This window comes from Vibrio quintilis (assembly GCF_024529975.1).
In the GTDB taxonomy this organism is placed as follows: Bacteria; Pseudomonadota; Gammaproteobacteria; order Enterobacterales; family Vibrionaceae; genus Vibrio; species Vibrio quintilis.
Genome location: NZ_AP024898.1, coordinates 1,241,767 through 1,264,281, shown reverse-complemented (window position 1 = coordinate 1,264,281; position 22,515 = coordinate 1,241,767). Strand labels below are relative to the sequence as shown.

The 22,515-nt window shown below is 47.5% G+C and carries 21 protein-coding genes; 16 read left to right on the top strand and 5 right to left on the bottom strand.

The features are described 5' to 3' along the window. Positions 1-102: 102 nt before the first annotated feature. Both OC443_RS24170 and OC443_RS24165 read left to right on the top strand, forming a co-directional pair. Positions 103-1,290: an ABC transporter substrate-binding protein gene (locus tag OC443_RS24170; protein ID WP_370738766.1), complete on the top strand. Its 1,188-nt coding sequence runs from the start codon at positions 103-105 to the stop codon at positions 1,288-1,290. A 692-nt stretch (positions 1,291-1,982) separates the two neighbouring features. Further along, entirely contained in the window at positions 1,983-2,453 is a 471-nt protein-coding gene (locus OC443_RS24165; protein WP_073584233.1) for a hypothetical protein, read from the top strand. A 163-nt stretch (positions 2,454-2,616) separates the two neighbouring features. Here OC443_RS24165 and OC443_RS24160 read toward each other — a convergent pair whose 3' ends face one another. Further along, complete coding sequence (locus OC443_RS24160; protein WP_200796943.1) at positions 2,617-3,654, bottom strand: HD-GYP domain-containing protein; 1,038 nt, start codon at positions 3,652-3,654, stop codon at positions 2,617-2,619. 228 nt (positions 3,655-3,882) lie between these two features. Between OC443_RS24160 and OC443_RS24155 the strand changes: the two genes are divergently transcribed. From OC443_RS24155 to OC443_RS24125, 7 genes are all read left to right on the top strand, one after another. Beyond that, positions 3,883-4,338: a DUF3574 domain-containing protein gene (locus OC443_RS24155; protein WP_073584231.1), complete on the top strand. Its 456-nt coding sequence runs from the start codon at positions 3,883-3,885 to the stop codon at positions 4,336-4,338. A gap of 242 nt (positions 4,339-4,580) precedes the next feature. After that, entirely contained in the window at positions 4,581-5,546 is a 966-nt protein-coding gene (locus OC443_RS24150; RefSeq protein WP_083601665.1) for an alpha/beta hydrolase, read from the top strand. Between the two features lie 107 nt (positions 5,547-5,653). Further along, a complete protein-coding gene (locus tag OC443_RS24145) occupies positions 5,654-5,869 on the top strand; it encodes a DUF4177 domain-containing protein (protein WP_073584229.1) in 216 nt (71 codons plus the stop codon). Further along, entirely contained in the window at positions 5,869-6,093 is a 225-nt protein-coding gene (gene yidD / locus OC443_RS24140) for a membrane protein insertion efficiency factor YidD (RefSeq protein ID WP_073584227.1), read from the top strand. Before OC443_RS24145 ends, yidD begins: the two co-directional genes overlap by 1 nt. Then, positions 6,093-6,530, top strand: coding sequence for a hypothetical protein (locus OC443_RS24135; protein WP_073584225.1), 438 nt, complete (start codon positions 6,093-6,095; stop codon positions 6,528-6,530). Before yidD ends, OC443_RS24135 begins: the two co-directional genes overlap by 1 nt. 472 nt (positions 6,531-7,002) lie before the next feature. Next, positions 7,003-8,169 (top strand): NAD(P)-dependent oxidoreductase, encoded by a 1,167-nt coding sequence (locus tag OC443_RS24130; RefSeq protein WP_073584223.1) that lies wholly within the window; start codon positions 7,003-7,005, stop codon positions 8,167-8,169. After that, positions 8,166-8,831, top strand: coding sequence for an HD domain-containing protein (locus OC443_RS24125; protein ID WP_073584221.1), 666 nt, complete (start codon positions 8,166-8,168; stop codon positions 8,829-8,831). Before OC443_RS24130 ends, OC443_RS24125 begins: the two co-directional genes overlap by 4 nt. A gap of 58 nt (positions 8,832-8,889) precedes the next feature. Here the strand turns inward: OC443_RS24125 and OC443_RS24120 are convergent, their stop codons facing one another. The 4 genes from OC443_RS24120 to OC443_RS24105 form a co-directional block, all read right to left on the bottom strand. After that, positions 8,890-9,042 carry a hypothetical protein gene (locus tag OC443_RS24120; protein ID WP_159440345.1) on the bottom strand — a complete coding sequence of 51 codons (153 nt, stop codon included), beginning with the start codon at positions 9,040-9,042 and terminating at the stop codon, positions 8,890-8,892. Between the two features lie 72 nt (positions 9,043-9,114). Beyond that, positions 9,115-10,515 carry an efflux transporter outer membrane subunit gene (locus OC443_RS24115; protein WP_073584219.1) on the bottom strand — a complete coding sequence of 467 codons (1,401 nt, stop codon included), beginning with the start codon at positions 10,513-10,515 and terminating at the stop codon, positions 9,115-9,117. 9 nt (positions 10,516-10,524) lie between these two features. Next, positions 10,525-12,465, bottom strand: coding sequence for a MacB family efflux pump subunit (locus tag OC443_RS24110; RefSeq protein ID WP_073584217.1), 1,941 nt, complete (start codon positions 12,463-12,465; stop codon positions 10,525-10,527). Between the two features lie 5 nt (positions 12,466-12,470). Continuing rightward, positions 12,471-13,652: an efflux RND transporter periplasmic adaptor subunit gene (locus OC443_RS24105; RefSeq protein ID WP_073584215.1), complete on the bottom strand. Its 1,182-nt coding sequence runs from the start codon at positions 13,650-13,652 to the stop codon at positions 12,471-12,473. Between the two features lie 709 nt (positions 13,653-14,361). Between OC443_RS24105 and rbsD the strand changes: the two genes are divergently transcribed. From rbsD to OC443_RS24070, 7 genes are all read left to right on the top strand, one after another. Continuing rightward, positions 14,362-14,781 (top strand): D-ribose pyranase, encoded by a 420-nt coding sequence (gene rbsD / locus OC443_RS24100; protein ID WP_073584211.1) that lies wholly within the window; start codon positions 14,362-14,364, stop codon positions 14,779-14,781. A gap of 46 nt (positions 14,782-14,827) precedes the next feature. After that, positions 14,828-16,333: a ribose ABC transporter ATP-binding protein RbsA gene (gene rbsA / locus OC443_RS24095; RefSeq protein ID WP_073584209.1), complete on the top strand. Its 1,506-nt coding sequence runs from the start codon at positions 14,828-14,830 to the stop codon at positions 16,331-16,333. Then, positions 16,330-17,310, top strand: a complete 981-nt coding sequence (rbsC, locus tag OC443_RS24090; protein ID WP_073584207.1) for a ribose ABC transporter permease — start codon at positions 16,330-16,332, stop codon at positions 17,308-17,310. The genes rbsA and rbsC overlap by 4 nt, the downstream gene beginning before the upstream one ends. A gap of 90 nt (positions 17,311-17,400) precedes the next feature. Further along, positions 17,401-18,279, top strand: coding sequence for a ribose ABC transporter substrate-binding protein RbsB (rbsB, locus tag OC443_RS24085; RefSeq protein ID WP_073584205.1), 879 nt, complete (start codon positions 17,401-17,403; stop codon positions 18,277-18,279). Positions 18,280-18,492: 213 nt separating this feature from the next. Next, positions 18,493-19,410: a ribokinase gene (rbsK, locus tag OC443_RS24080; protein WP_073584203.1), complete on the top strand. Its 918-nt coding sequence runs from the start codon at positions 18,493-18,495 to the stop codon at positions 19,408-19,410. A gap of 16 nt (positions 19,411-19,426) precedes the next feature. Beyond that, the gene (locus OC443_RS24075; RefSeq protein WP_073584201.1) at positions 19,427-20,440 is read left to right on the top strand and encodes a substrate-binding domain-containing protein; all 1,014 of its coding nucleotides are present in this window, start codon (positions 19,427-19,429) and stop codon (positions 20,438-20,440) included. Between the two features lie 348 nt (positions 20,441-20,788). Continuing rightward, positions 20,789-22,462 (top strand): putative transporter, encoded by a 1,674-nt coding sequence (locus OC443_RS24070; RefSeq protein ID WP_073584199.1) that lies wholly within the window; start codon positions 20,789-20,791, stop codon positions 22,460-22,462. Positions 22,463-22,515 lie beyond the last annotated feature (53 nt).

Here is a 22,515-nt window from a genome sequence, read left to right as displayed (position 1 = left end):
AGTCGGACTTTGAGCTTAGTTTATTACACAGGTTTGCACATATTTTGATAAAAAAGTCAACAGACTATCGGTATCGTCTAAACTTCTGTTAAGGGAGAAAGAATGGAATCAATCAAGATGAAACAGTTGCTTACAGGATTACTGATACTGATTTGGTCACTATCCGCCACGGCAAATGATCACTGGCAGGATATTGTGACAGAAGCCCGTGGACAAACCGTCTATTTTAATGCCTGGGGAGGCAATGCTGCCATCAATGAGTACATTCAGTGGGCAGCCGCTCAGGCAGAAAAGCAGTACGGGATTAAGATTCAGCATGTCAAAGTCAATCATACAACCCTGGTTGTGAAGCGGATTGCGGCTGAAGTGAAAGCCGGGCGACAGAAGCCGGGGTCGGTCGATTTAATCTGGATTAATGGCGAAAACTTCAGCCGGATGAAACGGGAGAACCTGTTATTCGGCCCCTGGGTCGGGCAACTACCGAACTGGCAATATGTCGATCAGACCAAGCCGGTTCAGGTGGACTTCTCCGTCGCGACTTCCGGGCTGGAAAGCCCCTGGGGTTCGGCTCAGCTATGTTTTATTGTCGATCTGGCCGTGACGCCCAATCCGCCGGTATCCGCGCAGGAGCTACTGGCTTTTGCTAAAAAGAATCCCGGTAAAGTCTCATATCCTGCACCGCCGGATTTCCATGGTTCAACATTGATAAAGCAACTGCTGATAGAGCTTTCCGGCCCGGCGTGGTTTCAAAAGCCGGTTGACCCGCAGTTTTTTGCGCAGCTGACACAGCCGCTGTGGGACTATCTGGAACAGCTGCATCCTTATATGTGGCAAGAAGGGAAAGTTTTTCCGCCCAGTGCGGCAGAGATGAATCATATGCTGGCGGATGGAACACTGAAACTTTCTCTCTCCTTTAATCCGAATGAAGTAAGAAACTTAATTGCCCGTCATGTGTTACCGGAAACGGCCGCCAGTTATGGTTTTACCCGGGGAATGATTGGCAATGTTCATTTTGTTGCCATTCCGGCAAATGCACGTGCGAAAGAAGCAGCGCAGGTTTTTGCGAACTTCTTACTCTCCCCTCAGGCACAGGCACGCAAGGCGGATATCACCGTCTGGGGCGACGGCACTGTGTTAGATCCGGAGCGTTTATCCGTTACAGATAAGCATTTATTTCAGGTGTTATCAACGCAAAGCCTGATGAACAGGGTTCCGACACTGGCTGAACCCCATTCAAGCTGGATGCAGGCTCTGGAGGAAGAGTGGCTGAGGCGTTATGGTGGCCGCTGAGTGAAAGTGACAGAAAGGCGACATCCTGTTCTGGTGGAATAAGGAGCGTCATCCCATGATTCATAATGATTTCACCACAAAGCACCGGGCAAGATCTTTGGGATCAACCTCCCGGCTTTTTACTCACTCACCCCAGCGTCACTTTTAACTGCGCCAGTAGCTTCCACAATGCCTGCTCCTGCGGGCTGCCCGGGATCAGCACAATACAATCCCTGGTGATATTCACGGTGACCGGTAAATCGGCTCAGCCAGGGCTATGAATGACGTTATGAGTTTGATGCTTTTGGCCGCATCCGCACCGAGCGCCATGACGACGGGCGCAAAGAGCACTTCAGCTGGCATGACAACGGTCAGGCAACCAGCCGCTCTGGGGCCGTTTTCTTCAGAAATGTTCTGTAAAAGTGAAGCCAGTTTTTTGGGGAGGGCGGCAGATGGATGTATGTTGCCGCTCAGATAGTGGGTTCCGTAACAAGACCAGATCAGCCCGTAGTCTCAAATTAAACGGTATTTAATGATAAATGCGTCACTTATAAAAAATATTGTTTTATTTTTTAATTTATTGTTGCTATTGCATATTTTATCTCTAGTATTATGAACCCTGTTTTTTATATGGTTGTAATAATGTGGCACAGATCGCATGAGCTTATCTGTTCCACATGGCATTTTTTGAGTAATACAAATAAGGGAATAACATGGGTTTCTTCGATAAAGTAAAAGCAATTAAGAATATGGTAACGGGTGGTGCAGCGAAGGTATATCTTGAGTGCCCGCATATCACGTATGATGAACCATTTACTGTGAAAGTGAAAGTTGAGACGCTGGATGCGCCGGTCAAAATCAGTAACGCTTACCTGCATTTGCGTGGATGTGAAGAGGTGCGCGTGCCGGACATCGACGTGGCTTATGAACGTGACGGAGAGCTGGAAACCCGTCGTGAAATTGTTACAGAGTCAACAGATACGGTAAATCTTGAGATTGTTTTTGCGAATGCTCAGGAGCTGGAAGCAGAAAATGTTTATGAATGGGAGGTTGAAGTTGAAATGCCTTCAGATGCACCGAGAATTTACCGTGGCCGGTTCTGTGAACATACATACGAAGTTATGGCCGGACTGGATTGTTTTGGCAATGATCCTGATTCCGGCTGGATTGATCTACACGATTAATGCATTGCAGCTGAGCGCGCTATTTTTCTTGCTCAGGCGGTATATTTGGCGCGCTGGTTGATGGAACATCTCGTGTTCCTTATCCCCCTTATCTGCATCAGGATCAAAGCGATATACCCAAGCAACCTGCATCTTCAGGTTGTTTGGGTATATAGGGGGCCTTTTAAGGAATCGGTATCGAACTGTCTCCATGATCGATATAGCGGGTAAATAATTCCACCGGTAAATCAGCCACTGACTGCTGAACCGTTGCCGCGATCAGGCCGGTATCCAGTTCCGGCTCCAGATCGGATGCCTGACCCTGTCCGCCGGTCGGTTCCGGTTGCAGTAAACCATCCTGTAATTTCAGTACGAACTCACCGGTACAATTACGACAATAAATATGATCGTTTTCCTGATGTTCCCGGCGAATCACCAGTGTCGGACCGCACATCGGGCAGTCCCGCAGCGGAATGCCTTCATCGCTGTGAGCAATGATGTGATCCAGCACGCCTTCTTCGCCAAGCTGAAGAAACAGATCTGCGTAGTAAATATCAAACTGGCTATCCATGTTTTCCCTGATAATGGATAGTGCTTTTTCCTTCGGCATACCCGCGCGGTATGGGCGGTGGCTGGTCATGGCATCAAAGGCATCGCAGATACCGACAATCTTTGCGACCTTCGGAATTTCTTCCTGCGCCAGCTTTTTGGGGTAACCCCGTCCGTCAGGTCGTTCATGATGGGCAACAATGGCATCTTTTACCAGCCGGGCCATCGGATGGCCAGCCAGCATCCGGTAACCCAGGTCAGGATGGGTTTTGATGATGTCATATTCTTCATCGGTCAGCGGACCTGTTTTGCGCAGAATTGAGTCAGGGATTGCGATTTTTCCCAGATCATGTAAAAAGCCGCCTAAACTGATCATGGCCGTTTCAGCGGCGTTTTCTCCGGCTTTTTCCGCCAGAAGGCGCGCATAACGTGACACCCGCCATAAATGGCCGCCGGTATAAGGATCCCGGGCCTCGACAAACCAGGCCATTGTCAGCAGGCTGGCCATCATCTGGCTGGCATATTTCTCTGTTCTTTTTTCCGGAGAATGAATCAATGATTGACGGAGTTGCTGGAATAAGTTCATCGCGTTACCTTCCACTGGTGTGTTGACTTGTTTAGTTTGTCGTTTCAGAGGACGAATCATTACAGTTTGTTTTAATCGTCCGGGCACACCCGGACCTGTTCAGAACAATGATTAATGAATTGATTTCATAAGATTGTAGTGCTTAATCGTGATTGTTGCCGGAGGATTGCCGGTTGAAGCCGGGAATTTTATACCGCTGCAGTGTTGATAACCGGCTAAAGGAGATTATGTTGATATTTTTAATATTAGCCTCCTCTTTTGGCGGATTTCTTGTATCATGTGCGCTTTTATTGAAGAGATAAATGGAGTTAAGTCATGAATCAGACGAATTTCCGTCGGTTACGTTCACTACGCCTTGCAACGCTTGCCTGTGCAGCACTTGTTACCGGCTGCGCTGTAAATGCTGAATCCCCTCAGACTGAAAAAGCAGTCGCCTGTGATGCCGGCAGCCCGATGGCTGAAACGACGTTGTATTTTGGCCTGAGTCGTCCGCATGGACCGGATATCACAATGGCGGAGTGGCAGAAATTTGTTGATAAGGAAGTGACGCCGCGTTTCCGTAATGGTTTAACGGTATTTAAGGCGCATGGTCAGTGGTTGGGTAATGACGGCAAAGTTGCCAAAGAAGGCAGCCGTGCACTGATGCTGATTCACCCGCTTCACGATCAAGACAGTAACAAGCGCATCGAAGCCCTGCGTTCTATCTACAAAAAGACATTTGCACAGGAATCTGTGATGCGGATCGAAACAACGAAATGTGTTTCTTTCTGAATCTGATGGCTTGAAACCGCCTGTTTATCCGGCAGAGCAACTGTCTGCCGGATTATTTCTCTTCTGTTTCTTCCCCATTCCTTTTTTGTCTTCTGCTGGTCATCAGCAGCGGATAGTGACATGATAAATCAGTTGTATCGCCCGGACACAGCCTCCCTGCAAACCTTGTATTTATCGCTCCGGCCTTACCGGAGAAGGCTTCAGCCGGGTCTGTGATCTGACAGCACAGAAAGGAGAAACCAATGATTAAAAAACAACCTGAGCAACATTCATTGTCAGATATGATTGAGTCATCTTTTGAAAGCGAAACCTTTCCTGAGAGTCATGTCTTTGCCGAAGGGATTCAGATCCTGCCGGCCGGTTATGATGAGAAGTGTTGCCGGGTTCACTTTAGTGTGCCATATACGACACGTGACAGTGGGCCATTACATCTGCATATTATTGAACCCAAGCAAACGATAGAAGAAGGGAAGACCTATCCGCTGATTCTCTATGTTCAGGGTTCGGCCTGGCTGGCGCAGGACACCGGTTCGCAGGTTGCACAATTGTCCCGGTTTGCGCAGCGTGGATTTGTGATTGCGGTGGTTGAATACCGTCCTTCAACTGTTGCGCCTTTTCCGGCTCAGGTGATTGATACCAAAACTGCGATCCGTTATATGATGCAACATGCTGCTGATTATCATGCCGACCCGCAGCAGGTTTTTCTGTGGGGAGATTCCTCCGGTGGTCATACCGCAGTGATGGTCGCCGTTTCTCAGGAAAATGAGGTGCTGGATGAATGTGCCGCGGGCGATGATACTTCGCTATATCCGCCAATTCAATTGCGTGGTGTGATTGATTATTACGGCCCGGCAGATATTGCCAAAATGGCGAATGAACCTTCCGTGCTTGACCATACCGGCCCCGATGCGCCGGAAGGACTGCTGATTGGTGGTGTGCGCCCGGCCGATCATCCGGAGCTTGTCCGGCCAACTGTGCCGATGAACTATTTAGCTGATGCTCACGGGATACCGCCGGTTCTGATCTTTCACGGCAGCAAAGACCGGATTGTGCCGTTTGGCCAGAGTGTACTACTCTATGAAGCATTGAAACAACATGACAAAGAAGTGTACTGCTATCAGCTTAAAGGGGCAGATCATGGCGGAGAGCCTTTCTGGCAGCAGAACATTCTGGATATTGTGGAAGACTTTATCCGGCGATATCTCTGATATTCGGTTCAAATCCGTCACAGGTATTGATGCATATATCATTGTTGGGTAATATCTCATCGCTAATTTTTTGTTTTTCTTATTAAAAATATGGATTTGGTGATTTCATGTCTCAGTTTAAAGAATATAAAATTGTTCATATTGTTGAAGGTGGCTGCGGGACTATCCTGCTGGGTTCCAGTGGTATTCCGCTACAGAGATTAGAAGCGGAACTTAACCGTCATGCGCAGGATGGCTGGCAGGTGGTGTTTCAGGTGATTGAACAAAAACGTTTTCTTTTATTCTGGCGACGTGAAGCCCTGATTATTACGCTGGGCCGCTGATGTTCAGAATTCTGTCATTAAAACTGATCGGTTTTTACCAGCGTCAGGGCGGCTCAAAAAAGCTGTTCAATACAGAATGTAATTTTGAGCCCAGTTGTTCAGAGTATACCCGGCAGTGCATTGAAAAATATGGTGCATGTAAAGGCTGGCGTCTGGGGCTGGCCCGAATCAGGCGTTGTAATCAGCCTGATCTGACAGAAAAAATCCACGATGAGGTGCCTTAATGAAGTTATTTGAACCCCTTCATGTTCTGGAAGCGAGGGAAGAACAGCTCCGGCAGCAGGTGAATGCATCCTCTGAAGCCGTCAGGAAAGCTTTTTTCCGTGAACAGGCGGACCAGATTAAAGATCCGGATACTTATGCGGTGCTGAATTATGTGTTCATCGGCGGATTCCATCACTTATATCTGGGGCGATATAAACTGTTTGCGATGGATATTTTGCTGACGATGACGGCGATGTTGATGTTTTTTGTCGTTGACTGGTATCGCACCGGGGCTGCCATTGTCATCTTTCTGTGCTGTTTTGAATTACCTCAGTTATTCCTTTCTCAAAAAATTGCCCGACGGCGTAACTATCAGATTTCTTACGAAATATTTGAGCGGCTCCGGCAACAAAACGGACAGCCCGTTTCTGAGCCGGCTTATTCAGAACTGGCGTAGTCGTCTGTCGTTTCAGGGCCGGGAGTAGCGGCCCTGATTTATCAGAACTGATTTCAGAGATATACCCAAACAACCTGCATCTTCAGGTTGCTTGGGCATAGCCAGTATGGCGGTGATTTGGTGCCGGAAAAATATTCGTGCTGAAACAACAATGAAAATAACAGCACCAGCAACGGGGAGGTTCTGGTGGAATAAGTCGTTTGCCCTTCGGTTTATACCATGACAAACTAATATTCAGGGTGTTTTGGTATAGTGCATCATGTCTTTAATCGTTTTTTATTATTCACTGTTATTTTTATACTAAAATATGGGGTTTAATTGATTTTTTATATAAATTAAAAACATATTTATCAATTTAAATTAAAGTTTAATTTCCTATTTATACAGATAAATGATGAATTTTTCAAATGTATAATTAACTGTTTGATTATATTATAATGAGTCCGGGTTTAACCGTGATATAAGGTTGGGTATGGATTCTAATAAAGTAAGCAGGTATAAATCTATTGGGTATAATAATGAGACTGGCAGTGTGAGTCACTATAATAAATATATTTCAGAGGAGTGTTTTTTTGACAAGTTGATCAATTATATAAATTTCAAAAATAACAATATAGTCATTGTTTGCCATGCTATTAATAGTTTGATTCCATTTGTTTCTATTTTATCAAAATACAATACCCTTAATAAGGTGCTGATAAAGCCAAAATCTATTGACAGAGAAATAATAGAATATCTGGATGTTAATGAATACGATTTTGAAATATTGAATAGATTCAGTTATTCAACAAAAGATAAGTTACTGGAAAAGTTTGAGAGTTTTTCAAACGGCGATAAGTGTATTATATTAGATATCGGTGGCTATTTCTCATCTATTTTCGATAACAATGACATTGTAAAAAATGTGATTGGTATTGTTGAGGACACAGAAAACGGGCAACAGAAATATGAAAGTAAGGATCTGTCAACTATAGATATTCCCTTGTTTTCTATAGCAAGGAGTTTCCCAAAAGAAACTGAGGACTGGTGGGTTGGTGTCGCTATACTTTTTTCGGCTGAAAAGCAGTTCCGGGCGTTAGGCAAGACCTTTAATGGAAAGCAAATACTGGTGATAGGATTTGGAAAGATAGGTAAAAGTATTGCTCAATATTTACAACGTTATGGCTATCATGTGACAGTTTATGACAGAGACCCCCGCAAGTTAGTTCATGCAACATGTTTAAATTTAAATATAATAAAAAACAGAAGTAAATTTAATCATTTTGATGTTATTTTTTGTGCGACAGGTAATAAATCAATATCAGAAAATGATTTAAAAGAATTTGATAGAGTTTGTTATTTTTTCTCTGTGACATCAGCAGATGATGAGTTTGATATAGATTTTAATGAATTTAAGCTGGCTAAAGAAAAATTTTATATTAGTAATAATAATAGCAACCTTTATTTTTGTAATAAAGGTAATGCTGTCAATTTCATTGATGGTGGAGAAATTGGCTATTTTGCTCATATTGTCCAAGGGGCAATTGTTTGCGCTGCTCAGAAAGTAGTCAAAGCTGATTATGAGTTAAATAAAATTAATGAACTTACTGATAATGATGAAATATTTCTGTCTGAAATTTATCTGGAGACATTTTTATGAATAAAACATTTGAAGAAAAATTAAGAACATTGGCCTCAGAACTAATGAAAAAGGGTGATCCATCACATGATATGATGCATATTGATCGGGTTGTCAGTAATTGTAAAATAATTGCTAAATCTTATCCTGAGGCTGATATAGACATACTTATTTCTGCCGCTTATTTACATGATATTATCAGTTTTCCTAAGAATAGTGATGAAAACGCACAAGCTTCGAAATATGCTGCTGATTATGCACGGCAGCTGATGCATGACATACCTGAGTTCCCGGATACAAAAATTGACCAGTTAGCACATGTAATTGAAGCACACAGTTATTCAGCCCAAATAGAAGCCAAATCAATAGAAGCTGCAATATTACAGGATGCTGACCGGCTCGATGCCTTGGGTGCTACGGGAATCGCAAGGTGCTTTATTGTTGGTGGAAAATTTGCGTCTTATATTTGTCATCCGCAGGATCCCAACCCAATGGTTAACCAAAGAGTATTAGATGATAAAAAGTATATTGTGGACCATTTTTATAAAAAACTATTGCGACTGGAACAAAAAATGAACACTGGTGCTGCAAAAGAAATAGCCTCAAAACGTGTTCAATTTATGCAAGATTTCCTGACGCAATTTTATGAAGAAATTACCCCCGGAGAGCCAGTTTGTGATTGATATACCCAGGTAACCTGCATCTTCAGGTTATTTTGGTATAACAAGTTTGAATCTCTGGTTATCCCGATGAAATCAACTCATCTGTTGAGAAGTGTTCAATACCTTGAATCAAAGTTTCGGAAATCGTTTTAGTTGCAAGAGATGCATGTGAAAGTTCATCTGTTTTCTGAGCTGTCAGCAGGTGAAAATCCGCAATATCCTGTAAAATCAAAATTTTTGATCCTGATTCAGTGAATCTGGAGATTTTTACATAAATACCGGCCAGCAGGCCGGTATCCAATCGTTATTTGTCGTCAGTCACCGGGGGAGCTACATCGCTGCCGCCCAGTGCCTGATAAATGGTTGCCTGAACATTCAGCTGGTTGTAGCGGTTTTCCAGCAGTGATTCCTGTGCGCTGCGCTGGGTTTCCTGTGAATCCAGCCAGTTTTGAATGCTGACAGCGCCGTGACGGTATTTACTGGCGTAAATACGTTCAGCGGCGGTGGCGGCATCATACTGCGCTTTGAGCTTTTCACCCTGATACTGATACTGCTGCCGGGCCGATAATGCATTGTCGACATCTTCAAAGGCTGAATATAAGGTTTTGCGGTAATTGATCACCGCGGTCTGGTAATCAACTTCAGCGATTTTCTGATTGATCTTCATCGTGTTCCATTGCAGAAACGGTAGTACTAAGCTTGCGCCCAGCGTGCCGACGGGATTCTGCAGTAAGTCCCTTAACCGGGAAGAGGAATCCCCGACAGAACCTGTCAGAGTTAACGTGGGCAGATAAGAGGCGAACGTGGCGTCGCTGGTCGCCAGTGCTGCTTTCAGCTGATACAAGGACGCTTTGACATCCGGTCTGCGTATCAGCAGTTCAGCCGGTGCACCGGCTGCAATCTCTGGCAACGCTGTCTCCGGTAGCGTCGTGATCATATTCTCCGGGGTGGACGGTGCATGGTTGAGCAGCACCGCCATCGCGTTTTCTGACTCTCTTAATTGTTGCACCAGCTGGCTGCGGGTCGCTTGCTGCCCCGCCAGACTGCGTTTCGATTCAAAGACGTCTAACTCAGAAACCGAGCCACTTTTAAACTGACGCCGGGTCAGATCCAGTGTTTGCCGGGCGTAACCAATACTTTTATCGCTCAGGGCAATACGGTCTTTCAGGTAGCCGATTTTCCAGTACAGGGAAGCGGTGGTTGAAACCAGCGTTTGCGCAGTGCTTTCCCGGTCTGCGGCACTGGCGACGGCGCTCCATTGAGCGGCATCGACGGTGGATGACACATGTCCCCACAGGTCAAGTTCATAACTGAGAGAGAGCGAGGTCGAATAATCAGAACTGGTTGAACCGGAATCCAGCAGGGTGGATTTGTTCGCCGCAGTGGTTGAACTGACCGACGGATAGCGATCTGTGGCCGATAAGCCGGCTTTCAGCCGGGCTTTTTTTAAGGTCAGTGTTGCCAGTGCCAGATCATTATTGGTCTGCAGTGCCTGATGGATCAGATGATTTAACTGCGGATCATCAAATCGTTTCCACCACGGATCCAGACTGACCTGTGTGTTCACCACCGTCGTCTGCCAGCTGGCCGGGATATCGACTTCAGGCGGTACGAATGTTGTCTGTGTCAGGGAACTACAGCCGGACAACAGAATGGCACTGATGGCGATGCCAAGAGCCGGAGATTTTAATTTTACTGTGAACATTCGGTTTCCTTATTCTCTTGCCAGGGCTTCAACCGGATCAAGCTGGGCGGCATTTCTGGCTGGCAGGAAGCCGAACAGAACGCCAATCAGTGTTGAGCATAAAAACGCGGCCACAATCGAAGTGACTGAATAGACCATCTGAAAATTACTGCCGAAAGATGAGAATACGATGCCGATGGCATACGACAACGCAATCCCGCAAACCCCGCCACACAAACAGACTAAAATCGCTTCAATCATAAACTGACGGAGAATGTCATTTTGCCGGGCGCCGACCGCCATGCGAACCCCGATCTCTTTGGTTCGTTCGGTCACTGAAACCAACATAATATTCATCACGCCAATCCCGCCGACGACCAGAGAAATCACCGCAATGGCTGAGATGAGCATCGTCATCGTTGCGGTGGTTTTTTCAATGTTTTGCCGGATGGTATCCGTGTTAATGGTAAAGAAATCCTGGGTGCCGTGGCGCATTTTCAACAGCGAAATAATTGCCTGTTCCGCGGCGCTGCTCGGTGCATCATCATTGAGCCTCACCGTCAGCCGGTTCAGATAGGTCTGACCCACCATACGTCCCGCGACTGTGGTATATGGAATCCAGATTTTCAGGGCATCACTGTTACCGAATGCCCGTTCGGAAGGTTTGGTGACGCCGATAATTCTGACCGGTAAGTTGTCAAGGAAAATCACTTTGCCGAGCGGGTTTTCATCGGCAAACATCTCTTTTTTAGTGTTGTTATCGATCACCGCTTCCTGTGCCAGAGACGTAACACTCTCCTGATCCCAGAATTGTCCGGCTGCCAGCTGATAACCCCGGACCCGGAAGTATTCCGGACCAACGCCTTCAACGCTGGCACTGACCGCCTGATTCACATAACGAATCGTCACACTTGTGCTGATAGAGGGCGTGACACTATCGACAAAGGGAAGATGCTTCAATGCTTCGCCGTCGGTGGCTTTCAGGGTTCTGACCCGGCCGGAACGCCGGTCACCGAAGCCGGTTCCGGGCATAATATCAATCGTATTGGTTCCCATTGAGGAAATATTTTTCAAAATCGCCTGTTGGGAGCCTGTCCCCAGTGCAACCACAGAAACCACGGAAGCAATGCCGATAATAATCCCGAGCATGGTCAGAAATGTTCTCAGCCGGTGGCTGGACATTGCCAGTAAGGCCATTTTGAACGCTTCGGTATATCGATCCCAACTGATGCGGCGTTTTGGTGCCGGGGCTGCTGAGGGCAGGTGATTCATCTCACTGGTTGCCTTGTTGCGTTTGTCAGCAATGATTTCACCGTCTTTGATTTCGATGATCCGGTCGGTGAATTCGGCAACATGCATGTCATGCGTGACGATAACAATAGTATGACCGTCATGATGCAGCTCCTGCAATAAAGCCATCATCGCTTCACCGCTGTGGCTGTCGAGTGCGCCGGTCGGTTCATCGGCCAGAATGACTTCACCACCGTTCATCAATGCCCGGGCGACACTGACCCGTTGCTGCTGACCGCCACTGAGCTGGTTGGGTTTATGATCTAACCTGTCTTCCAGCCCCAGGCGGGAGAGCAGTTCACTGGCGCGTTGTTGTCTTGTTTTACGATCTTTGCCGGCATAGACGGCGGGGACTTCGACATTGCCGACAGCGGTTAAATCGCCCAGCAGATGGTAGCGCTGGAAGATAAAACCGAAATGCTCCCGCCGCAGCCGGGCCAGCTCATCCACTTCCATGGTTGAAGTGTCCTGACCGTGAATGGTGTAGGCGCCTTCAGACGGCTTATCCAGACAGCCAAGAATATTCATCAGTGTGGATTTACCTGAGCCGGATGCGCCGACAATCGCGACCATTTCTCCCTGCTCGATCCGCAGATCGACCTGTTTGAGCACGGTCAGTTCTTCATCGCCGGCCGGAAAAGAGCGGGAAACCCCTTTCAATTCAAGAATCGTTTCTGCCATATCGGTTACATCCCCATTGGCGGCGGACGGCGGAACCGGCGGCTGGTGAATGTATCCCCTGTCGGCATACCCAGAATAATCTGATCACCTTCTTTCAGGCCGCTGATAATCTCAGCATTTACTTTATTGTTAATGCCGGTTTTGACCGGACGGTAAACAACCTGTCCGTTTTCAAGCACGGGCACCTGATAGCGGCTGTTCTTCCTTCCCGGCATTTCCTGCAGAACCTGTGCCGGCACCAGCAGTGCATCATCCGATTGATCCAGAACAATTGAAACCTGAGCCGTCATGCCGATTCTCAGGGTGCCATCCGGGTTATCGACATCGAATAATCCGTTGTAATAAATGGCTTCAGAATCATTGGATGTCATGTCACTGTCGTCGCCATCCATTGAAGTCGGGCCGGGCTCGATGGCTCTTAACCTGGCCTGATAACGGTGATTGGGCTGACCCAGAATCGTGAAATAAACTGGCTGGCCGGGTTTGACATGAATCACATCGGCTTCAGAGATTTCTGCTTTGACTGTCATCACATCCAGTTTTGCCATTTCAATGATGGTTGGTGTGCTTTGGTTGGCATTGACTGTCTGGCCGGTTTCCACCGCTGTGTAAACAACTGTGCCATCCATCGGTGCTGAGATTTGCGTGTAACCCAGATCGACTTTCGCGGAATCGACCGAGACTTTGGCCTGCTGGATTTCGGCATGCAGTTGATCAAGCTGCGCTTTGTAGACCTTTAAGTTTGATTCTGCGGTTTCATAGTCGGCTTTGGAACTGGCGTGATCGGCCAGCATTGCTTTCTGGCGATCGAACTCCTGTTGTGCCTGCTGGATTTGCGCTTCTTTGGCTCTGGCCTGAGCGTTCAGACTATCCAGAGAAGCCTGTGCTTTTTTGAGGCTGTTCTGTTGGGTCAGGCTGTCTATCTGGGCGATGAGCTGGCCTTTTTTGATCGACTCACCGAGCTTCACCGGCAGGTTCACGATCTGGCCGGATGCCTGTGCCCCGACACTGACCAGTTTTGAAGCCTGTAACATACCATTCGCCAGAACAATATTTTCAATGTGTCCTCGTTTGACCGGTTCAGTGGCATATTGAGGAGCAGGTTCGCTGCGGAACCATTGATAGTAAATTCCGCCCGCAGCGCATATCAGCAGAAGCAGGAAAAACAGGGTGCGTTTCGATAACATTTTTATTCAACCATACTGAACGGATATTGCTTCCCGGCCGGTCATCATTCTGCCAGATACGGGAAAGCCCGAGGTCCGTTTGTTTTGTTTTGGAACCAATTTGCCACAAGGGAATCAGGATGAAAAGTCAGACAGAGCGGCTATGGAATATAACGATTTGTCAGGTGAGCTTAATTTTTTGGTAAAAACGGGAATAATGCTGGTTAGTTGAGATATCGGTAAGTGCTGATACAGCAAGGGTCGGAGCTGGTATTGGTTTGATATGTATGAAGGACGATTTAAAGCACGGACTCTAAGCCGTTCTGCCGGGAGATTTACTTAACTTTACGTTGTTTTATTGTCGCAAATACAAGGCCTGACAGTATTTTCGCCTTATCTGTTTACGGTTGAATAAAGTTTAACCAGTGCGCTTGTATACGGTGATATACCCAAGCAACCTGAACCCTGCATCTTCAGGTTGCTTGGGTATAGATCCCGGTGAAAACAGATGCAATCTGATGCTTTTCTATTGATTGCTTTGTTAGTGATCTTGTTCAAGATTTTACTCCCGTTTGGTTTTTTCTGCACGATCCGCTTCACAAACCCGATTCGGGTGACTTTTTTTTACTTTTATTCAATATATATTTTCATCGAAACGTTTCGATGGTTATTTTTTGGTCACTTCAGGGTGTTTCGCAACAAGACAAAAATAGAAGGCTGAGGAAATGATATGAAAAAGAGCAGTCTGCTGAATTCAGAATTATCTCATCTGGTGGCTATGCTGGGACACACGGATGAAATCACCATTTGTGATGCCGGTTTGCCGGTGCCGGAAACCTGCCAGCGTATTGATATGGCGCTGACACCCGGCGTACCGGGATTTATCGAGACAGTCAGAGCGATGCTGTCTGAATTAAAAATTGAAGGGGTGCTGATGGCTCAGGAATTTACAGAGAAAAGTCCTGAACTGCATCAGGCGTTGCTGGCAGTACTGGATGAAGAATCACAGAAAACCGGTCAGCCGGTAGAGACAGCGTACATTCCCCATGAAGCATTCAAAGGCCGTACCCGTCAGAGCCGGGCGATTGTCCGCACCGGTGAATGCACGCCTTACGCCAATGTAATTTTTCAGGTTGGTGTGGTTTTTTAGCATATGTGGTTTTTTAGCATAGTCAGACAATGGTTGAGGTGAAGTCATGACACAGCCCATTTTAGCGCTACATCAGATTGACAAAGCTTTTCCGGGAGTCAAGGCACTTGATCAGGCCGGTTTAAGTGTTTATCCGGGACGGGTGATGGCACTGATGGGAGAAAACGGCGCAGGTAAATCGACCTTAATGAAGGTGTTGACCGGGATTTACACCAAAGACGCCGGTGAGATTACATATCAGGGTGAAGTCACTGACTTTAAAGGACCGAAAGACTCTCAGGAAGCCGGTATATCGATTATTCATCAGGAGTTAAATCTGATTCCTGAGCTGACAATCGCTGAGAATATCTTTCTCGGGCGGGAGAGAACCAACGCATTCGGGCGGATTCTGTGGCCGCAGATGTACGCTGACGCTGATAAGTTGCTAAAGCGTTTGAATGTGCGTCACAGTTCCAAAACACTGCTGGGTGATCTCAGTCTGGGTGAGCAGCAGATGGTAGAAATTGCCAAAGCACTCTCGTTTGATTCAAAGGTCATCATCATGGATGAGCCAACTGACGCCTTGACGGATACGGAAACTGAGTCTTTATTCAGTGTGATTCGTGAGTTGCGCTCACAAGGTTGCGGGATTGTGTATATTTCACATCGCCTGAAAGAGATCTTTGAGGTTTGTGATGATGTGACCGTGTTACGTGACGGCAAATTTATCGGCCAGAAAATGGTCTCTGAACTGGATGAAGATCAGCTGATTGAAATGATGGTCGGCCGGAAACTGGATGAGCAGTATCCGCGGGTTGATGTGACTGCCGGTGAAATCAGCCTGGAAGTGATCGGTTTGACTGGTTCGGGTGTCCGGGATGTCAGCTTTCAGCTGCACAAAGGCGAGATTCTCGGTGTTTCCGGGCTGATGGGCGCAGGCCGGACTGAACTGATGAAGGTGATTTATGGTGCGCTGCCCAGTGAAAAAGGCGTGATTAATCTGGAAGGTAAAACGATTAATCCGGTTAGTCCACAGGACGGTCTGGCGAACGGTATTGCTTACATTTCAGAAGATCGTAAAGGTGATGGTTTAGTACTCGGGCTTTCTGTGAAAGAAAATATGTCTTTGTGTGCTTTGAATCAGCTTTCTCAAGGCTGGCAAATCCGCCATCAGGATGAAAAAACCGCCGTGGAAGACTTCATCCGCCTGTTCAATATTAAGACACCAACCAAAGAACAGATTATCGGTAATTTATCGGGTGGGAATCAGCAGAAAGTGGCGATTGCGAAAGGATTAATGACCCGGCCTAAAGTGCTGATTCTGGATGAACCGACCCGCGGGGTTGATGTCGGTGCCAAGAAAGAAATCTATCAGTTAATTAACAAATTTAAGTCAGAAGGCATGAGCATTATTCTGGTGTCTTCTGAAATGCCTGAGGTCCTCGGGATGAGTGATCGCATTCTGGTGATGCATGAAGGACGCATTAGCGGAACATTTGACGCCAAAGATGCGAATCAGGAAAACCTGCTGGCTTGTGCAGTCGGCAAGCAGACTCACGGGGAGGCAGCATGAACACGAAATCTATGGATAAACCAGTTATGTCTGAAAAAAAATGGTTCAGTAAAGCGTGGCTGATTGAACAAAAATCTCTGATTGCTTTGCTTTTTTTGATTGTCGTTGTGTCGTTTTTAAATCCACATTTTTTCACGGTCGATAATCTGCTGAATATTTTACGGCAAACGTCTGTGAATGCGATTATCGCTGTCGGGATGACGCTGGTCATTCTGACCGCCGGGATTGATTTGAGTGTCGGATCGGTGCTGGCGCTGTGTGGTGCACTGGCTGCCAGTATGATTGCGCTTGAACTGCCGGTACTGGTTGCGGTGCCTGCTACCCTGATTGCCGGGCTGCTGCTTGGCGGACTGAGCGGCGCTATCATAGCCAAAGGGAAGGTGCAGGCATTTATTGCCACCCTGGTGACGATGACGTTATTACGGGGTGTGACCATGGTTTACACTGAAGGACGGCCGATTTCGACTGGTTTTACCGATGTGGCGGATGCGTTTGCCTGGTTCGGAACCGGTTATCTGTTTGGTGTACCTGTGCCGGTCTGGCTGATGGCTTTGGTCTTCGGACTGGCGTGGTATCTGCTCAATCACACCCGTTTTGGCCGCTATGTTTATGCGCTGGGCGGCAATGAGTCTGCCACCCGTCTGTCCGGGATTAATGTCGACAAGGTTAAAGTTGGTGTCTATGCCATTTGCGGGCTGTTGTCTGCGCTGGCCGGCATTATTGTTACTTCAAGACTTTCCTCAGCCCAGCCAACCGCCGGGATGGGATATGAACTTGATGCGATCGCCGCTGTGGTACTGGGTGGAACCAGTCTGATGGGCGGTAAAGGCCGCATCATGGGAACACTGGTCGGGGCGCTGATTATCGGGTTTCTGAATAATGCGCTGAACCTGCTGGATGTTTCTTCCTACTACCAGATGATTGCAAAAGCAGTGGTTATTTTGCTGGCAGTGCTGGTGGATAATAAAAACAAGTAATTGAATGATAAATAAAAAGTCATCGTGAACGTGCAGGGTTCGCAACCTCGCGACCCCTGACCCTGCGGACAAAGATAAAGGACAACAAATATGAAAAAAATTGCAACTTTCATTGCTACGGCATTGCTGTCATCGATGGTGTCACTGAGCGCTCAGGCTCAGGAAACTATCGCCATTGTACTCTCCACTCTCAATAATCCGTTTTTTGTCACGATGAAAGATGGCGCTGAAGCAAAGGCAAAAGACCTCGGATATCATCTGATTGTGCTGGATTCACAAAATGATCCCAGCAAGGAGTTATCCAACGTTGAAGATTTAATGGTGCGTGGTGTCAAAGCGATTTTGATTAACCCGACTGATTCTGATGCGGTATCCAATGCCATCCGGATGGCAAACCGTTCAAAAGTACCGGTGATCACACTGGACCGGGGTGCCAGCCGCGGTAACGTGGTCAGTCATATTGCCTCCGATAACGTGGCTGGTGGTGAAATGGCAGGTAACTTTATTGCGGACAAGCTGGGTGATGGCGCGAAAGTGATTCAGCTTGAAGGAATCGCCGGTACATCTGCTGCCCGTGAACGTGGTGCTGGTTTCATGAAAACAGTCAAAAGCCGCCACTTCAAACTACTGGCCAGCCAGCCTGCAGACTTTGACCGGACAAAAGGTCTGAACGTGATGGAGAACCTGTTGGCGGCGCATCCTGATTTACAGGCAGTGTTTGCCCAAAACGATGAAATGGCACTGGGTGCGATCCGTGCGGTTCAGGCTTCAGGTAAAAAAGTGATGATCGTCGGTTTTGATGGTACTGATGACGGAATAAAAGCGGTTAAACGCGGCCAGCTTGCCGCAACTATCGCACAGCAACCTGACATGATTGGTGCGCTGGGTATTGAAACTGCAGACAAAATGCTCAAAGGCGAAAAAGTACCTGCAAACATTCCGGTTCCTCTGAAAGTGATCAGCCAGTAAGCCCGGTGCTTTCTGACTGACCTGTTTGTCATTGCTCCACAATGATAATCCATATGCCCCTTGTGGTGAGGGGCATATTTTTCACAGCCGGGTCAGCTATATCTTTTCCGGAGTTATATTTTTCCGGGTTACGACACCTTTCCGCAATGTCGTGATTTCTGATTTGAAAACATATATCTGACTCAGACTGGATTGATTTTGAGGATAATAATTATGGGTAAATTAGTCGTACTCGGAAGTGTGAATGCCGATCATGTGTTGCGCGTTCCTTCTTTTCCCCGTCCGGGTGAAACGCTGCACGGGCGTGATTATCAGGTGATACCGGGTGGCAAGGGTGCTAATCAGGCGGTTGCGGCTGCCCGTTTGGGTGCCGGGACCGGATTTATTGCCTGCGTTGGTGATGATAGTTTTGGTATTCAGATCCGGGAACGTTTTCAGCAGGATGGGATTGATGTTGCTGCGGTGAGCGTGATACCTGAGTGTCCTACAGGCATTGCGATGATTCAGGTCAGTGATGCCGGAGAGAATTCGATCTGTATTTCTGCCGAGGCGAACGCAAAAGTGACACCGGATTTTGTGGCCGGTCACAGGCCGTTGATCGCAGCGGCTGATTATTTACTGATTCAGCTCGAAACGCCGGTTGAGGGTGTTTTTCAGGCGCTTCAGTATGCGGCAGAGCATCAAACCAAAGTGATTCTGAACCCGGCACCGGCCCGTCATTTATCTGATGAATTACTGGCGCGGGTTGATATGATTACGCCTAATGAAACTGAAGCCGAAGTGCTGACCGGCGTTACCGTCACGGATGAAGTGACCGCACAACAGGCGGCTGAAGTGCTGCACGCAAAGCATATACCGACCGTATTGATCACTTTAGGTGCGAAAGGTGTTTGGGTCAGTGAAGCCGGTGAAGGTCGTCTGATTCCCGGGTTCCGGGTTGAGGCGACGGATACGACTGCAGCGGGTGATACCTTCAACGGCGCTTTAGTTACTGCATTGCTGGAAGGGCAGACGCTGAATGCGGCGATTCAGTTTGCCCATGCCGCAGCTGCGATTTCTGTCACCCGTTTTGGTGCCCAGACTTCTATTCCGCAGCGGGATGAAGTCAATACATTTTTAGCACAACATTAATCAGGGAGTGATCACAATGGCGACGATGAAAGATATTGCAAAACTTGCCGGGGTTTCAACATCGACGGTCAGCCATGTGATCAATAAAACCCGGTTTGTCAGTGATGAGATTGCCGACCGGGTCAACCGGGCGGCGAAAGAATTAAATTATACGCCTTCGGCACTGGCCCGCAGCCTGAAGATGAACCGAACCCGGACATTCGGTATGTTGGTAACAACCTCAACCAACCCGTTTTTCGGCGAAGTGGTGAAAGGCGTTGAGCGGAGCTGTTTTCATAAAGGTTACAATCTTATCCTGTGTAATACCGAGGGCGATGACCAGCGTATGCAATCCTCCATTAACACGCTGCTGGAGCGACGGGTGGACGGGTTGATTCTGATGTGTCCGACACTTGCCGGAGAACATATCGATGCGTTTGACCGCTTTCCGGACGTGCCTGTAGTGGTGATGGACTGGGGGGCGATGCATTTTACCTGCGATAAAATCCAGGATAATTCGTTGTTGGGTGGTTATCTGGCAACGCAGCATTTGATTCAGTCCGGGCATACGCAGATCGCTTGTGTCACCGGGCCGTTAAAACGCAATCAGGCGCAGATGCGTTATGAAGGGTATCAGCAAGCGATGCAAGAGGCCGGGCTGGAGATGAATCCGGCGTGGGTTGTTGAATCAAACTTTGAATCCGATGGCGGTTATGATGCTTTTCAGCGTTTGTATGCGCAGAAAACTTTGCCCAGTGCTGTCTTTGTCTGTAATGATATGATGGCGATGGGGCTGATTAATGCGGCCACAGGCCGGGGAATTCAGATTCCGCAGCAACTGTCGGTCATCGGATATGATGATATCTATATCGCGAAGTATATGACGCCGTCTTTAACCACGATTCATCAGCCGAAATACCGGCTGGGAACGGCTGCTGTGGAAGCGCTGCTGAACCGGCTGGAAAATCAGCCGGATGAGCCGCAGGTCGTGCATCTGGAACCGGAGCTGGTCATCCGGGATAGTGTGAGGGAATATCATGCCGGGTCGTGATGTTATGATTGTCCGGGGCCCGGAATTATCGCTTTTTACCGGTCAGGTATGACTGTTGATATGCGATACCCAAACAACCTGCATGTTCAGGTTGTTTGGGTATATTGAGCTCACACTTTATAACATTCCTCCATTTCTGACATTTCTAATCTTTTATTGTGTCGCCTCCATCAAATCTGATTATTCTTCAAAGCGATAAACTTGGTGCTTATGATGCATTGAATGAATATGTATACCCAAAAAATCCATTCATGTTGCATCGGTATCGGGCCTGTCAGCTATCGAAGCAGCGGTATTCTGAATGCTGCCCGGTGTTTAATCTGTCTCTCTGATAACGGACAATAAATTATGGGTGAAATCGCACTTTCTTTACTGGTTCTGTCTGTTGTGGCGGTGGTCGGTCTGTGGCTGGGCGGGCTGAAAATCAAAGGGGTTGGTCTGGGGATCGGCGGGGTGTTGTTTGGCGGTATTTTTGTCGGACATTTTATCAGTCAGTTTGGCTGGCACCTTGATCATCATGCAATGCATTTTATCAAAGAGTTTGGCTTGATCCTGTTTGTTTACACGATTGGAATTCAGGTCGGGCCAGGTTTTTTCGCGTCACTCAAGAGTAGCGGGTTAAAGCTGAACGGGCTGGCATTCAGTATTGTTTTGCTTGGCGGCCTGACTGCGGTGTCGCTTTATTTTATGTTTGATTTACCGCTGCATGTCATTCTGGGCATTTTTTCCGGTGCAGTGACAAATACGCCTTCACTGGCTGCGGGTCAGCAGGTTTTGCAGGAATTAGGTGAAGCGACCCGTCAGACGGATCTGCTGGGGCTGGGTTATGCGATGGCTTATCCGTTTGGCATTTTAGGGATTCTGCTATCAATGTGGCTGATCCGGATTATATTCGAAATCAGCGTGGATAAAGAAGCTGATTTGTACGACAGCAGAAGCGCCGGAAAAGTGAAAAATCTGCAGTCAGTGAATATCCTGATTGAAAATCCCAATATGGACGGGATGAAGTTTCCGGAGCTGGTATCTTTGGTCGGAGAGGACATTGTCTGCTCACGGGTGAAAACCCGGGGCAATCTTCAGGTACCCGGAGCTGAGACGATTTTAAATGTTGGTGATTATTTGCATTTTGTCGGCGCTGATCAGGAGAAACTGCACCGGGCAACGTTAATTATCGGTAGTGAGGTGGCGGAATCTTTGTCAACCAAAGGGACGATTCTCAAGAGTGACCGGATTGTTGTCACCCATGAAAAAGTGTTGGGGAAACATCTTGGAGAGCTTGATATCAAACATCAGCATAATGTCGTCATCTCCCGCCTGAATCGGGCTGGCGTTGAGCTGGTGGCGAACCGGGATTCTGTGCTTCAGTTCGGGGATATTCTGTATATTATCGGTCAGCAGGCTGACATTGACTACGTCGGGCGGATGATCGGCAACAAAACCAGTCAGTTACAAAATGTGCAGATGCTTCCTGTGTTTATTGGCATTGGTTTAGGGGTATTGCTTGGCTCTGTTCCTTTTCAACTGCCGCACTTACCAGCTCCGTTAAAACTGGGCCTGGCGGGCGGGCCGTTAATTGTTGCGATTATTTTGGCCAGAATCGGCAGTATCGGACGTTTGTACTGGTTTATGCCGCCCAGTGCCAATCTGGCATTAAGGGAAATCGGTATTGTGTTGTTTCTGGCGGTTGTCGGGATCAGTTGCGGCGGTAATTTTTTCACCACAATTCTGGATGGAGAAGGGCTCACCTGGATGGGACTGGGGATGGTGATTACACTGGTGCCGTTACTTACGGTGGGCCTGCTTGCCCGGTTATCCGGTAAACTGAATTATCTGACTATTTGTGGCCTGATGGCAGGTTCGATGACTGATCCGCCGGCGCTGGCATTTGCTAATTCGATTCACCCGACCAGTGGCGCTTCTGCGCTGGCTTATGCAACGGTTTATCCGCTGGTTATGTGTCTGAGAATTCTGACACCACAAATCATCGCGGTGCTGTTATGGACGACCGGAGGTGGGGGATAATGCTTTGCTGCCGGTGGTGAATGTGTTTTACCACCGGCAGTCTGGTTAGTTGA

Bases quoted from the DNA above. Each gene is read 5' to 3' on its own strand.
- yidD (WP_073584227.1), top strand. From the start codon at position 5,869: ATGTTCAGAATTCTGTCATTAAAACTGATCGGTTTTTACCAGCGTCAG.
- rbsK (WP_073584203.1), top strand. From the start codon at position 18,493: ATGGGTAAATTAGTCGTACTCGGAAGTGTGAATGCCGATCATGTGTTG.
- rbsC (WP_073584207.1), top strand. From the start codon at position 16,330: ATGAACACGAAATCTATGGATAAACCAGTTATGTCTGAAAAAAAATGG.
- OC443_RS24155 (WP_073584231.1), top strand. From the start codon at position 3,883: ATGAATCAGACGAATTTCCGTCGGTTACGTTCACTACGCCTTGCAACG.
- OC443_RS24110 (WP_073584217.1), bottom strand. From the start codon at position 12,465: ATGGCAGAAACGATTCTTGAATTGAAAGGGGTTTCCCGCTCTTTTCCG.
- OC443_RS24145 (WP_073584229.1), top strand. From the start codon at position 5,654: ATGTCTCAGTTTAAAGAATATAAAATTGTTCATATTGTTGAAGGTGGC.
- rbsD (WP_073584211.1), top strand. From the start codon at position 14,362: ATGAAAAAGAGCAGTCTGCTGAATTCAGAATTATCTCATCTGGTGGCT.
- OC443_RS24105 (WP_073584215.1), bottom strand. From the start codon at position 13,652: ATGTTATCGAAACGCACCCTGTTTTTCCTGCTTCTGCTGATATGCGCT.
- OC443_RS24150 (WP_083601665.1), top strand. From the start codon at position 4,581: ATGATTAAAAAACAACCTGAGCAACATTCATTGTCAGATATGATTGAG.
- OC443_RS24130 (WP_073584223.1), top strand. From the start codon at position 7,003: ATGGATTCTAATAAAGTAAGCAGGTATAAATCTATTGGGTATAATAAT.
- OC443_RS24170 (WP_370738766.1), top strand. From the start codon at position 103: ATGGAATCAATCAAGATGAAACAGTTGCTTACAGGATTACTGATACTG.
- OC443_RS24135 (WP_073584225.1), top strand. From the start codon at position 6,093: ATGAAGTTATTTGAACCCCTTCATGTTCTGGAAGCGAGGGAAGAACAG.
- rbsA (WP_073584209.1), top strand. From the start codon at position 14,828: ATGACACAGCCCATTTTAGCGCTACATCAGATTGACAAAGCTTTTCCG.
- OC443_RS24115 (WP_073584219.1), bottom strand. From the start codon at position 10,515: ATGTTCACAGTAAAATTAAAATCTCCGGCTCTTGGCATCGCCATCAGT.
- OC443_RS24165 (WP_073584233.1), top strand. From the start codon at position 1,983: ATGGGTTTCTTCGATAAAGTAAAAGCAATTAAGAATATGGTAACGGGT.
- rbsB (WP_073584205.1), top strand. From the start codon at position 17,401: ATGAAAAAAATTGCAACTTTCATTGCTACGGCATTGCTGTCATCGATG.
- OC443_RS24075 (WP_073584201.1), top strand. From the start codon at position 19,427: ATGGCGACGATGAAAGATATTGCAAAACTTGCCGGGGTTTCAACATCG.
- OC443_RS24125 (WP_073584221.1), top strand. From the start codon at position 8,166: ATGAATAAAACATTTGAAGAAAAATTAAGAACATTGGCCTCAGAACTA.
- OC443_RS24070 (WP_073584199.1), top strand. From the start codon at position 20,789: ATGGGTGAAATCGCACTTTCTTTACTGGTTCTGTCTGTTGTGGCGGTG.